We start from the raw sequence: 13387 nt of genomic DNA, 5'->3' as shown, positions 1-13387 counted from the left end.
GTATGAGTGAAAAAGGTATAGACGTATCTCAAGATTTTCACTATAATCAGCATTTATTATGGTTATGTGGTTATTATGAGTCAAAAAGGTATAGACGTATCTCATTGGGATGGAAGGATTGATTGGTCGAAAGTTGCAAAAGATGGGGTAAAGTTTGCATTTGCCAAAGCAACTGAGGGAGAAACTTATCAAGACAGTAAATTCGGACAAAATTTTCAAGGTATGAAAGATAATAATGTGCAAGGTGGGGCATATCACGTATTTAGGATGACCTCGACACCTGAAGGTCAGTTGAATAACATAGTTAACGAACTTAAAAAAGCTAATTTTGAGCCAGGTACAAATAAGCTAGCTGTTAGTTCTACAACTGGTATTTGCACAGGAAGAACAACAAAATGTGATGATCCTACAAAACACACTAACACACAGAGAGCCGAAAAACTTCATTCTTTATTGACTCAATTGGATGAAAAAGGATACAGTCCAATTGTATATGCTTCACCAAAAATGTGGGATGATTACTATACACAAGAAGAATATAATTTTTCTCACTACCCATTATGGGTTGCTGATTGGAGAGGAAGATCGGAGCCTGAACTACCTAAAGATTGGAAGGATGCGGGTAAAAATTATACTTATTGGAATTATACCTCTCAAGGAGAAGTAGACGGAATACATGGCCAAGTCCCGCTAGACCAAACGTTTTGATATCCTAAAACTATAAAGTAGTGCTAAGCCCTAGCACTACTTTAACAGAACTCAATATTATTGTTTTTTTTCCACCCAAACTCAAGTTATACGTAACTTTATTCAACAACCTTTAAAGACAACTCACGTAAATGCTTATCCTCTACTTTAGAAGGAGCACCCATTAGAACGTCTTCACCTTGCTGATTCATAGGAAAACAGATTACTTCACGAATACTAGGCTCATCAGCAAGTAGCATAACCATTCTATCAACTCCTGGTGCTATTCCACCATGAGGTGGCACTCCAAACCTAAATGCACGCACAAGCGCACCAAATTTTGCATCAACTTCTTCTTTACTGTAGCCTGCAATGGCAAAAGCTCCGTACATAATATCTAGTCTGTTATTACGAATTGCTCCACTTGATAGCTCTATTCCATTGCAAACAAGATCATATTGGTAAGCAAGGATATCCAGTGGATTCTTTTCTTCTAAATCTTTCAAGCCACCATGTGGCATAGAAAATGGATTATGAAAGAAATCAATTTTTTTACTTTTATCGTCATACGCAAAGTAAGGAAAATCAATCACCCAACAGAATTTGAAGATATTGTCATCTATAAGACCTAGTTCTGATCCCAAAAGAATACGCACTTTCCCTGCAATTATTGCTGCTTCATTTTCCTTATCAGAAGCAAAAAATACACTATCTCCAGGTTCTACATTTGTTATTTCTTTTATGGAATTTAACCTATTGTCATCAAGGAATTTAGCAATTGGTCCTTTTGCAATTCCATCTTTATCAAACGTTATATATCCAAGACCTTTAGAACCGAATTCCTTTTGTGCATGTTCTATTTTTTTATCAAAAAAGCTACGAGGTTCCTCTGCTGTTTTAGGAGCAGGAATGGCTCTCACTACCATACCGCGTTCAATATTGCTTTTGAAAATATTGAACTCTGAATCACGGAAAATTTCTGTTACATCGCTAATTAATAATGGATTACGCAAATCTGGCTTATCAGATCCATATTTGAGCATTGCTTCTTTGTATGTAATACGTGGAAAATCTTTATCGACAGACTTGCGAGAAAATTTCGCGAATACTTTATATAAAGTAGATTCAATAACTTGAAATATATCTTCTTGAGTCACAAAAGACATTTCAAGGTCGAGCTGATAAAACTCTCCAGGAGAACGGTCAGCCCTTGCGTCCTCATCACGAAAACAAGGTGCAATTTGAAAATATTTATCAAACCCTGAAACCATGAGCAACTGCTTAAAAAGCTGTGGAGCTTGTGGTAATGCATAGAATTTACCAGGATTTAGTCTGCTTGGCACTAAGTAGTCACGTGAACCTTCAGGAGAAGAGGCAGTAAGTATTGGAGTTTGAATTTCCAAAAATCCTTGCTCTATCATGAACCTCCTGAGCTCTAAAATGAGCTGTGAACGCAGAATGATGTTATTACGAACCTTTTCACGTCTTAAATCAAGAAAACGGTATTTAAATCTCATGTTTTCTGGGTATTCTTGCTCACCAGAGATACTTGCTAATATACTCCTTTCTTCTTTTGCTATTTCTTCATCACAGTGGAACTCAACTTCCGATTCAACTTGTAAATTACTAACTATTACTTCAATTTCTCCTGTGTAAATAGAGCTGTTTACCGTATCTTCAGTTCTAGCTTTGACTGTTCCTGTGACAGTAATCACACTCTCTGATTTTAAATTTGAAATTTCATCAAAAAAGTCTTTGTCATTATTGAATACCAGTTGAGTAATTCCATAAAAATCTCTTAAATCAACAAAGATTAGGTTACCATGGTCACGTTTACGGTACAGCCATCCAGAGAGAGTAACTTCCTTTTCTACATCATTCTTCCTTAATTCATTACACGTGTGAGTTTTATAGCAGTTCATTTGATTGAAATTTTCTAGAATACATAAAGATTATAAAATAAATTAACCTTTGGGCAAGATAATATCTAAAGATCCTTTACAAACAATTCCGGATGGCTTTGTTTCATGGCTAGTGTCGTTAGAGGTTGTTGTAAGAAGAAAAGCTTTTCAATATATGACTACTAACGAATTTAGTTGTAGAATAGGCATTTTCCAAACAAGTATAACTTATGCCGCAAAAAATGAGAGTAAGTAACCAAAGAGAATATAACGAATTTCTCAAAAAAAAGAGGAAATATTTTTCATTTTGTTAATCAAGCTATAGAAAATTGGATATAATTTCTTTGATTGTATGTGTTGAGGTGTATTTATGAATCCTGAGGAACTACAGAAAATTATAGCTAAAAATAAGAAGAAAGATTCTGTATTAAAAAAAGCTTCTTAGAGTTGTTAAGGAGAATGACTTAGAAAAAGTAAAATTAATTTTGAGAAAAACAGCTCTATTATTAAAGATGTTGTTGCTGAGATTAATTCCCAAAATGGTACAAATTGATTAGGTTATGCTGTTGATAGTAAAATGGACAAATATCTAATAGAAAAGGTTATAAGCTTTAGCGCTGCAGTCACAAAGGAAATTCGAAGAAGAGATTTAGAGTCAGTAAAATCAATCTGTCAGGTGAGTAGATTAATAGCTAAAGATGAGTTACAGCAAAATCCTGAGCCAATACAATCTGCAACTTATGATCACAAATTTAATGATAAAATTGCAAGGTACTTGATTGAACAAGGTGTAAATCCTAATGCAACTGATCATCTTGGTTGTTACTTACTTCATCTGCAAATTGCAAAAAGCAATTTCAAAGGAGCTAAGGCTTTAATAGAAAACGGCGCGGATGTTAACTTAATAAATCAAGGGGTAAAAAGCTATCAGACATTAATTATGGGTGGTAGTGAGTTAAAGGGTGAAACTGCGTTGAATTTTGCAATTATAATATATTACAAACATAAAGACATAGACAATCAAAAATCTGATAAAACCTTAAAATTTATAAGTTATTTAATAGAACAAAAAGCAAACTTAAATATTAAAGATTGTAATGAGATGGTCCCTTTAGATATTACTATATTTCATAATTCTCCAAAGATAGTAGAATTATTGATAAAAGCTGGTGCTGATCTTAATATTGGAAGAAAAAAAAGCAGAAGGTGTTTTAAAGTATGCAATTACTGAAGTGCATATAGATATAGGGAAAGCTACAATTAGATATATTTTGGAACATGACTCACACTTGTTAACAACTTCAAATAAACCAGATCTTCTCAATGACCAATAAGAGTTATCAAACTATTGGGATGAATATAAAGCTCAAGTTAAAGAGCTTCATGATATAGTGGGAGATAGAATTTACTTGACTAGTGACCGATCTATCCATCCTATAATGAGAACAGTGAGTGGCTTTTTAGATCACGAAAGTAGAAAAATCTAGTAAAATCATCATTCATATCTAGTGCTGAGTCACCAGAAAATTTTTGTCCGAGAAAGCTGGCTGTTATAAGTGTAGCTGCAATAACTTGCGCTTTAGCATTATATTTTCTTACTTCCTTAATTATTTGATCTTCTGCTGGAATTGGTACTCAACTAGCATTAGGAGCTGTAGGTGCAGTTGTAGGTGAAGGAATTGGAATCTTGACCAATGTGGCAATAGATCAGTGCTACATTAATTCAGCTATTCAGAAAGCTGACTAAAATTAAAGCGCCATAGATTGCTAAAACCCCATAATTGTGGAGTAATATAATGTTACTTTCCGCAAGCCTTTATCTCCTCAAATACTTCTCTTGCTCTGTTTAAAACAGAATCAGGAAACCCAGCAAGTTTTGCTACATGTATTCCATATGACTCATCTGCAATGCCTTCAATTACTTCATGTAAAAAGATGACTTCTCCTTTCCATTCTTTTATTTTCATACAAAAACATTTTACATTTTCTAAGTATTCACCTACTTTAGTCAATTCATGATAATGAGTTGCAAAAATGGCGCGGCACTTATTTATGTTGTGAATATGTTCAATCACCGCCTGTGCAATAGATAATCCATCATATACCCCTGTGCCCCTACCAATTTCATCAAGTATCACCAAGGAACGATCTTTTGCCTGATTTACTATCGTTGCTGTTTCGATCATCTCTACCATGAAGGTAGAATAACCAGCTGTTATGTTATCTGTTGCACCAACCCTGCTAAATATCTTGTCAATCACTCCTATATGCGCACTCTCTGCTGGCACAAATGACCCCATGTGAGCTAAAACTGCAATGAGAGCGTTTTGCCTCAAAAAAGTGCTTTTTCCCGCCATATTAGGACCAGTAATTAGATGTATACCAGCTAAATTGATGCTATTTGAAATGAATTTATCGTTAACTTCAACCACTGGATGTCTTCCACCACAGATATTGAACTCTTTACTGTCATCGATAATGGGTTTTACGTAATTATTTTGCACTGCAAGCTCCGCAAACGTGGCTCTAATATCAAGTTTTGCCAAAGCATTTGCAGCAAGAGCAATTTTTTCAGATTCTTTAGCGACTTTACTACATAGTTCACTAAAAATTTTCACTTCTAAGCCGATTGCAGCATCACGTGCCGTAAGAATTTTATTTTCTAGTTCTTTCAATTCATTAGTAGTATAGCGCATGCTATTTGCTAAGCTTTGCCTATGAATAAATATATTCGAAGTTATTTTGTGATTTGCCGATACTTCAACGTAGTAACCAAGTATATTGTTGTGTAATATTTTGAGTGCAGCAATGCCAGTTAGGTCGCGATAAGACTCACGGAGCTTAGTTACCAACTTGTTACTGTTGTTCAATATACAGTATAATTCGGATAATTCTTGATCATATTTTGGATTGATAAATCCTCCTTCTTTTACGGAAATGAGGTTGTTACCAAGTATAGCACTGTTTAGAAGCTCGAATAGATCTTTATGATTACCAAGACTTTTATGTATTGTGCTTAGTTCACTTTCGTTACTACTTATCACCTGAGTAGTAGACTTTTCTCTGTTCAAGCATTTGAATGACATCTGAGAGTTAGCTGCCGGTTCTTCACTTAAACAATAATTATGCAAGGTAGACAGAAAATCAGATAACTCTAAAGTTTTTCCTAGGCCTATTTTTAATAGGTTCATATCCTTTGGCGAACCACGTCCTAGTATTAAGCGCGATAAAGACCTCTCAATATCCGGAATGTTAGATAATATCTCTCGTATTTTTCTACGTGTCTCATAATTATTTACAAAAAATTGAGTGGTGTTGAGCCTCAAATTGATTGCCTTGGAGCAAGTAAGTGGTGAAGCAAGCATTTGTTTGAGCAGGCGTCCACCAGAAGCTGTAACTGTGTGATCAATAACTGAAATTAGTGAACCTTTCTTTTCACCAAATTGAGTTGAGAATAACTCAAGATTTCTCCTTGCTGAAGCATCAATAAGCATGAAATTTTGTTGCTTATAGGTTTTCGGGAATTCAAGCCTTGGAATGGAGCCCCTTTGTGTTACTCTAACATATTCAAGTAGTGCACCGCACGCCATGATTTCTACTTTGCTGAAATTTCCTATACTTCCAAGTTCCCTGATTTTATAAAACTCGCATAACGTTCTGTGAGATTTACTATACTCAAAAAAACTCTGTACGTGTTGTGTAATTGATATTTTATAATTTTTTAAAATCGATCTAATTTTTTCGTCCTCAATGAATTTTTCAGAAATTAATAATTCTCTTGGTGATATACGCAACAAATCACTATCTAGAGCTTTCAAACTCGTTAAAGTGTGAAAAAATTTTCCCGTCGATAATTCAAGCCAACTAATAGCATATTCATCATTTTGTTCAACTATGGATGCAAGATAATTATTGCTTTTATCCTCCAGTAGTGAATCTTCTATAATTGTACCTGGAGTTACAACTCGCACTACATCACGTTTTGCTATGGATTTATAGCCCCTCTTTTTTGCTTCATCAGCAGTTTCTAATTGTTCACAGATTGCTACTTTGAATCCTAAATCTATTAGCTTGTGCAGGTAAGATTCACTACTGTGTGCTGGCACTCCACACATTGGTATTTCTTGTCCATTTGAATTGCCCCTCTTGGTTAGCACTATATTCAGCAATTTTGCAGCTTTAACAGCATCATCGAAAAACAATTCATAAAAATCGCCCAGTCTATAAAACAATAGATGATCCGTGTATTGAGCTTTCAAATTTAAATATTGCTCCATTGCAGGGGTATTTTTTTCTCTTATCAAGTTCATAACATTTTAAATATGTTAGCAGCAAACCACTTACCCTGGTATTGGTTATACTATAATGGATAAATAATTTTTTTTAGCTATAGTACAAAAACAAATAGTTTGAGGTATAATTATGGAATATGAACGGTTATTAAAATATTAAGGACAATAAGTGACTTAAATAAGAACAATATAATCGAAAAGGTAAAAGAGGAATTGAAAAAAAAAGATCCAGAAAAGTATAAAAAGTGGCAAGATAGTGAATTTAACATAAATTATACATTCGATGATCAAAGTACATTGTTACATATAGCTGCTAGAAATGATCTTGTAAAGATAGCAGAACTTTTAATAAAAAAAAAGTTAATGTTAATACAGCAGATCAAGATAGATGGAATTCCTTATACTTTGCTGTTGCAAGTGGCAGTATAGGAGTGGTAGAGCTTCTTATAGCAAACGAAGTTAATGTTAATGTAGCAGATCAAAATGGGTTTACTCCTTTGCATTGTGCTACTATCAATGGACATGAAGAAATAGTAGAACTCCTATTAGAGAAAAGGGCTAATGTTGACGTAGCCTGAATACAGGCGTACTTCGTTATGCTGAACTATTAGAAATGGCTATTCAGAAATGGCAAGAATTCCACTTGAAAACAAAGCAGATCCTTCATTGGGACGTAAAAGTTTTAACACATTAAAGCTTTTGATTGAATGAATAAAAAATGATTTTGAGCACTCTAAGAAAGCAGAAAAAACACAGCAACAAAAAGATGATGAATATGAATTGACTAAATACTCGTTGCTACTTCGCAATGACTGCTCCTTAACGGATGTTGTCGAAAGAAGTGCATTTGGTAAGATGATATCTACGTTGCTTGTTAACATGTCCAACTTAACAGAGAGTCAGAAGGAGTTGAATAAAAATTCTTAAGTACTTTTAAAGACTTTCCACGTGTTACTTATAAGGATAATAAGAACGATGTTGAAAAAATTAAAAAATTTTTACTAGATCATAAAAGTAATCAAGATCTAAAAACCATTCTCAACCTTAAAAGAGGAGAATCTAAACTGACAATACTGCATATTCTATCAAGTATGGAATGTAGCAATTCAGAAGAATGCATAGATTTACTGTTGAATTCAGGTGCTGATCCTCATGAAAAAAACGACACAGGAAGAACGCCTTTGCATTATACTACTCGTTCTGGTCATTGTGATACAATTATCAAATTGCTTCTAAGGAAAGGAGCTAATCTTGATATAAAGGATAAAAAAAGGTAAAACCCCAATAGAATTTGCAGTTAATAATCCCAACCTTAATATTGAAGAGTAATTTTTAACTGATGATGTTATTTATGGAGCTTTTCGTAAAAAAACACAAGTTGACTATAATGGAAAAAAGTATTTGTACAAAAGTGTAAATCTATGGGGAGAGGATTTTCTACTAGATGAGTAAGATCCAGATAAATATTTTTGTAAATTATATGAAGTTCAAAACATAAATCAGCTAGAACAGGTTGTAAATGAAGCTATAAAATCTAGGGTAAGGTTCAATCTTACTTGTGAGGGAAATATATATGAAAATACTTATGAGAGTAAGTATAATTTTACAGATTATGTAATAAGAAGAATTAGTGAATTAAAGATTTTTCAAGGTGAAAGGGACATAGAAGTTGCTAGTCGCATAGTATGTAATTTGGTAAAAAGAGGTGCAGTATTTGAAACTCTAAGTAGAATAATTGTAATTGATAAACTAGAGAAGTTTAAAGACCACAAAGCTAATCTTAAAGAAGCAAGTAAAAGCTATATACATTACTCTCTAAGGTTTTTGCAAGCTGCAAAAAACGCAACTACTGGTAAGGTAAAAGAGGCAAAAATGGACAACTTCACTTTCTACTTGAAATACTCAAAGAATAGTATAGTCTAGGTTGCAAAAATCATAAATGGAACAGATGAAAGCACAGAATTTCGAAGAGAAGTGATAACAATAGGTGAAAGCAAGACAGAAATTTTAACAGAAGGTGGGGTAAGAAATTATACTGACCTTATAGGTAATATAGTACTGACTTTTCATACTGATTTGGGAAAAGTAGATGCTAGATTGTATTCTGATGTGCAAGATGAAGGAAAAATTATAGTAGAAGTGAGTAACAAGGAGGAAATATTGAAAAGTTTAAAAATTATAAAGAAGAGTTAGGTGAGAACTGCTTGCTTGGTGGTTCTTCTTTCTACGACGCTATTAAGCAGGGATATTTTAAAAGGCCTAAGGAAGTAGATTCCATGTATCATGTAAGCTCTTCGTTAGAAAATATATCTTTATTGCCTACTGTACAACAGAACATAGAGAAAATTCGCTAGCAAGGTTAGTGTTGCTTAACTTAAGTTTAAATTGCCAAAAAATGCAAACTTTATGATACTGAAGGAACTACTTTTTTGCTAGAAGGCAAAGCAGCAAGGAGCGAACCAAAAGCGATAAGAAAGGATCCAAGCCAGATTATAGACATTCCAGGTTTATAGTGCACTTTAGCTGCGATTTTGCTCTTACTCTTATCAATCTCTCCAATTACAACATAAATATCAGAAAATAAATTATGGCAGATACTGCTTTCAACATTTTTCTGACCTTCCACAAGGTAAAATCTATATTCAGGAGTTACTTCACCTAATATCTTATAATTCAGCAAATTCCTGATATCCATTGTACCCCTCACTGCATGGAAATTTTTTTCTTTTATTAGCTCAATATTTCGTAAAGTAACTTTAAATTTATTGACTGTTATGCTGTCTCCTATTCCCAAGTAGTTTTCTTTTTTCTCCTGCCAACCAACTGAATAAGATATACCAAGTACTAGAATTGCCACTCCAGCATGAGCAAGCATCATTGCATAGTAGGACTTAGACACTCTTCTTACTAATAAAAGTGATTCACAAAATGCTACCTTAAATAAACAAATTCTTTTACTATATGCTTCTAAAACAAAGATTAATAATGCTATGGAGATGGTAATTGATAGTACAATCATTAGCTCCATGTGAAAGATAAACGGCAAAATAGCTGCAGCACTACAAAATGAAAATCTATATTCATGGAATATTGGCAATAGACTATTTCCCTGCCAACTGCAGTATTGCCCTATCATGGTGAGCACTAGAATAGCTAGTGCAATAGAGTTAAATAAAGAATTGTAATATGGTGCTCCAACTGAAATTAATTCACCTGTTAAATACTCAAGCATTGTAGGGTATAAAGTACCAACGAACACGATGAAAAAGGCAGTGATGAATAATAAATTGTTCATCAGCATCATCGTAAGGCGTGAAAAGAATCTTCTACCTTCTGTCACTTGAGTAGCAGATTTCTTTTCAGATTCCAATATCGAATACTGGAAAGATGTGTGCTTCTTTCTCGTAAACACTACAAATATTACTAAGCTACTGACTGTAATTACACCAAGTAGAGCTAATATATACAGTCCATATCTTGGGTCATCTGCAAACGTGTGCACTGAGGTAAGTATTCCTGAGCGGACTAGAAATGTTCCAGTCACACTCAATATAAAAGTTGTGAGCGTAAGTAAAATAGTAAAATTCCTTAAAGTATTGAAATTTCGTACAACGAGCAACAAATGTGTCAGCGCCACTGCAATTAGCCACGGCATCAAAGAAACGTTTTCCACTGGATCCCAAAACCAAAATCCACCCCAACCGAGTTCACGATATGCCCACCAGCTACCCAAGCTGATGCCAAAAGTGAGCAGCGACCAAGAAATAAGTACCCAAGGCCTGACAATTTTAGCCCAAACATTTCCTTCAGTATTTAAAATTAATCCAGCTATAGAGAGCGAAAAAGGAACGCTAAATCCAAGGTACCCCAAATATAATACCGGTGGATGAATAGCAAGGCCTATATCCTGCAATATCGGATTAAAACCCAGTCCATCTGTTTCAATGCCTGGCATTTTAGTGAAGGGGTTGGATTCAAGTAAAGTGAACAGTAAAAAACAAAAGCAAAGCAAGCCTTGGGTGATAAGAGATATTTTTTTTAATTTACTACCATTAGTTCGTTCTGGTGTCATTCCAGTGCTTGACACTGGAATCCAGTTTTTATTACACCGCCGTTTGATGTAATCACTTGCAATTAAATTGTCTGGATCCCAGTGTCTGGGTACTGGGATGACAGAAGGTATATAAATATCCATTAGTAATAAATACATGACAGGCACTAAGGTCCAAAGCAACATAGACCCTTCTTTATTTCCCCAAACACCACAAATCTTATAGATCAAAGGTTTTGTTGTGTGTGAGTAGTAATATACGTTTTCAAGTGAGAAATCATTTTTAATGTGGCAGTAGATCAAAATAGCCATTGATGCTGACACACAAAAAAATATGGCAGAGGAAACGAATCGGTAAAAACTAAACGGTAGAAACAAATACGTTAAAGATAACAAACAGGCTACCAATAAAAATATATTCCCAAATTCAGGCATAAGATTCATATAATGATATTACTAATAATAAATTGGGAATTAAAGTTTTAATATAGGAACAAAGTTAATCTTCAATTATATTAATAGTAAGTAAAAATTAAGCATTAAGCTTTTATACTTTATATTATATAATATCAATATTGTGAGGTGATATTATGGGCACAACTAAGATTAGTGAATTTCTATTCGATATAAAAGGTAAAGTGGTAAAACAACATGCTTAACCAATAATTGAAAAATCTCTATACTATTTTGGGATTCAAAGATGTAGAAGATTTAGAACATAAAACAAGTAAGTCCGTTAACAAAAAAAAAATTTGGCATCTATTTATTGATTGCTTTACAAAGGAAATAGATTATGTAGCAACTAAGCAAGTTGTAAAAGACGTTGTTTGTAATATTGCCAAAAGTGCCCAAGGCAATGCTTTTACTGAGGCTGAAAGCTTAATCTTAAACGAAAAACAAGATAATAAAAAGAGAGAAAGAACGATTAAAAAACTACTAGTATTTAAAAAAAAATCAATCCAGAAAAAGCCTTCAATGAACTTTCAGTAATAAAAAAATAAGCCGAAGATTCTTTACAAACCGATTTTTATAAGGCGCAGAGCAAACCACTGCCATGATTTGCTATATCTGATACGCAGCTTTTTGCGTAAACTTTGAAATATATAGAAATACTAAAAAAATTATCAAAAGTGAAAAAGGAAGATTTAACCAATAGTTTCCTATTAAATTATATTAGTTCACTGAACAAAAAGTATCCTAAATCACAAGGTAAAAGGGAAGATGCTATACGAATACTATCAAGCGATGAGTTGAAGAATTTTTATAATAAAGGTGTAGAGGAAGGAATACTACAACCGCTGGTATCATATAAAGAATGCAGAAATCTGTATGATAAAATGAGCCATAAAAAGAATAAATGTATAATCAAAAAAAGAAGAGCATGAGAAAGTAAGTAAGTCAATAACCAATATAATTAGTGACATAAAAATGTAGAGAAGCAGTCCTTAATTGCAAAAATTTTCAGAGCTCCTACATAAAGGAAAAAGCAGAATAACCATTTAGAGGTAGTACATGTCAAAAAATGATTGATATATATCAAGAGAGAATTGCTGTATATCAGGAAATTTCGTCAAAACCCAACCAAATAAGCGCAATATTAAAAGATACGCCGCAAGATGTGGAATAATTTAAGAAAATAATCAATTGTGTAAATGAAGCAGAGCAGTATGATGAAATTTTTGATTCATCTTTAATTTGCTTACCGAACATACAGAATAAGCTAGATCTTCAACCAGAAAACCCCCTAATAGAACTCAGAGCTTCACAAATTAACGTTGAATTTGAACTAACTAGGCTATATGAATAAAATATCAGAGTAAGCATGTGAGTGCTTCAACAAAATTCAAAAACCCAATAAAGACCTCATAAGTCTTATCAAAACAGGAGATTTCTAATAGTGGCAAATACCATGTATTTCTTTTAATTTGCAACTATTACGCCACCTAAATCACACATTGTCTTCCAGAAGGAAAATTTTGTTCCACTGGCAACCACCTCATGTATAGCTTTACTTCCACAATAAGAAAAATGGCAAAAGCAATTTTAGATCTACTCTAATAAAAGCCTATTTTCCTTAAAACTAAAATAGCTACTAAGTGTGATAATAATATGATCTATTAGTTCTATTCCTATGCTTTTGCAAGCTGTCTGATGAGAAACACATCGCTACTTGAAGGTTGTATATCTCCACTTGGGTGATTGTGGGATATTACAATGGATGTTGAGCCAATCAAAAGAGCTCGTATTATGATCTCTCTAACGTAAATAGGAGTTTGATCTACTGTACCAAATTTCTGTAGATCTTCAGCTATTAGACTATATCTTTTATTCATATAGATGACGGAAAAATTTTCTTTATTAAGGCTTGCTATACTTGCTTTTAAATAAGCAAGCAAATTTCCAAGTTATTGATTATAGGTGGGTCCTTTACTTCTTCTCGTACAGAACGAACAAAA

12 protein-coding genes and 3 pseudogenes are annotated in these 13387 nt (G+C 33.6%); 11 read left to right on the top strand and 4 right to left on the bottom strand.

Annotated features, from left to right (window positions below):
* The first annotated feature begins 75 nt into the window (after positions 1–75).
* Positions 76–708 (top strand): glycoside hydrolase family 25 protein, encoded by a 633-nt coding sequence (locus wTpre_RS00590; RefSeq protein ID WP_068651188.1) that lies wholly within the window; start codon positions 76–78, stop codon positions 706–708.
* Positions 709–806: 98 nt separating this feature from the next.
* Here wTpre_RS00590 and aspS read toward each other — a convergent pair whose 3' ends face one another.
* Complete coding sequence (gene aspS / locus wTpre_RS00585; RefSeq protein WP_068651186.1) at positions 807–2609, bottom strand: aspartate--tRNA ligase; 1803 nt, start codon at positions 2607–2609, stop codon at positions 807–809.
* 209 nt (positions 2610–2818) lie between these two features.
* Between aspS and wTpre_RS07445 the strand changes: the two are divergent.
* Positions 2819–2921 (top strand): annotated as a pseudogene (locus wTpre_RS07445) (IS5 family transposase); the annotation flags it as partial.
* Positions 2922–3165: 244 nt separating this feature from the next.
* Positions 3166–3819, top strand: coding sequence for an ankyrin repeat domain-containing protein (locus wTpre_RS06040; RefSeq protein WP_245609457.1), 654 nt, complete (start codon positions 3166–3168; stop codon positions 3817–3819).
* A 568-nt stretch (positions 3820–4387) separates the two neighbouring features.
* Here wTpre_RS06040 and mutS read toward each other — a convergent pair.
* A complete protein-coding gene (gene mutS, locus wTpre_RS00570) occupies positions 4388–6898 on the bottom strand; it encodes a DNA mismatch repair protein MutS (RefSeq protein WP_068651182.1) in 2511 nt (836 codons plus the stop codon).
* 195 nt (positions 6899–7093) lie between these two features.
* On the opposite strand from mutS, the gene wTpre_RS06035 reads away from it, so the two are divergent.
* The 6 genes and pseudogenes from wTpre_RS06035 to wTpre_RS06010 all read left to right on the top strand — a co-directional run bounded on the left by wTpre_RS06035 (position 7094) and on the right by wTpre_RS06010 (position 9073).
* On the top strand, positions 7094–7309 hold the full coding sequence (locus tag wTpre_RS06035) for a hypothetical protein (RefSeq protein ID WP_245609456.1): 216 nt from the start codon (positions 7094–7096) through the stop codon (positions 7307–7309).
* A pseudogene (locus wTpre_RS06030) lies at positions 7297–7392 on the top strand (ankyrin repeat domain-containing protein); the annotation flags it as partial. The gene wTpre_RS06035 and the pseudogene wTpre_RS06030, both read left to right, overlap by 13 nt.
* Positions 7378–7458 (top strand): ankyrin repeat domain-containing protein, encoded by an 81-nt coding sequence (locus tag wTpre_RS06025; protein WP_245609551.1) that lies wholly within the window; start codon positions 7378–7380, stop codon positions 7456–7458. The pseudogene wTpre_RS06030 and the gene wTpre_RS06025, both read left to right, overlap by 15 nt.
* 408 nt (positions 7459–7866) lie before the next feature.
* On the top strand, positions 7867–8157 hold the full coding sequence (locus wTpre_RS06020; protein ID WP_369665133.1) for an ankyrin repeat domain-containing protein: 291 nt from the start codon (positions 7867–7869) through the stop codon (positions 8155–8157).
* A gap of 415 nt (positions 8158–8572) precedes the next feature.
* The gene (locus wTpre_RS06015; RefSeq protein ID WP_245609455.1) at positions 8573–8803 is read left to right on the top strand and encodes a hypothetical protein; all 231 of its coding nucleotides are present in this window, start codon (positions 8573–8575) and stop codon (positions 8801–8803) included.
* Positions 8804–8854: 51 nt separating this feature from the next.
* Complete coding sequence (locus wTpre_RS06010) at positions 8855–9073, top strand: hypothetical protein (protein WP_245609454.1); 219 nt, start codon at positions 8855–8857, stop codon at positions 9071–9073.
* Positions 9074–9284: 211 nt separating this feature from the next.
* Here the strand turns inward: wTpre_RS06010 and wTpre_RS00560 are convergent, their stop codons facing one another.
* Positions 9285–11366 (bottom strand): heme lyase CcmF/NrfE family subunit, encoded by a 2082-nt coding sequence (locus wTpre_RS00560; protein ID WP_458695164.1) that lies wholly within the window; start codon positions 11364–11366, stop codon positions 9285–9287.
* A 252-nt stretch (positions 11367–11618) separates the two neighbouring features.
* Here wTpre_RS00560 and wTpre_RS06005 point away from each other — a divergent pair, with 252 nt between their 5' ends.
* Together wTpre_RS06005 and wTpre_RS06000 are read left to right on the top strand one after the other, a co-directional pair.
* Positions 11619–11921, top strand: a complete 303-nt coding sequence (locus wTpre_RS06005) for a hypothetical protein (RefSeq protein WP_245609453.1) — start codon at positions 11619–11621, stop codon at positions 11919–11921.
* Between the two features lie 104 nt (positions 11922–12025).
* Positions 12026–12316: a hypothetical protein gene (locus wTpre_RS06000; protein ID WP_245609452.1), complete on the top strand. Its 291-nt coding sequence runs from the start codon at positions 12026–12028 to the stop codon at positions 12314–12316.
* Between the two features lie 664 nt (positions 12317–12980).
* On the opposite strand, the pseudogene wTpre_RS05995 reads toward wTpre_RS06000, so the two are convergent.
* Positions 12981–13327 (bottom strand): annotated as a pseudogene (locus wTpre_RS05995) (JAB domain-containing protein).
* Positions 13328–13387: the final 60 nt, after the last annotated feature.

Source organism: Wolbachia endosymbiont of Trichogramma pretiosum, from assembly GCF_001439985.1.
Taxonomy (GTDB): Bacteria; Pseudomonadota; Alphaproteobacteria; order Rickettsiales; family Anaplasmataceae; genus Wolbachia.
This window is presented reverse-complemented; position numbering and strand designations above follow the sequence as displayed.

What these genes read in the sequence shown, in the direction of transcription:
- wTpre_RS00590 (WP_068651188.1), top strand. Translation starts at nt 76, where the DNA reads ATGAGTCAAAAAGGTATAGACGTATCTCATTGGGATGGAAGGATTGAT.
- aspS (WP_068651186.1), bottom strand. Translation starts at nt 2,609, where the DNA reads ATGAACTGCTATAAAACTCACACGTGTAATGAATTAAGGAAGAATGAT.
- wTpre_RS06040 (WP_245609457.1), top strand. Translation starts at nt 3,166, where the DNA reads ATGGACAAATATCTAATAGAAAAGGTTATAAGCTTTAGCGCTGCAGTC.
- mutS (WP_068651182.1), bottom strand. Translation starts at nt 6,898, where the DNA reads ATGAACTTGATAAGAGAAAAAAATACCCCTGCAATGGAGCAATATTTA.
- wTpre_RS00560 (WP_458695164.1), bottom strand. Translation starts at nt 11,366, where the DNA reads ATGCCTGAATTTGGGAATATATTTTTATTGGTAGCCTGTTTGTTATCT.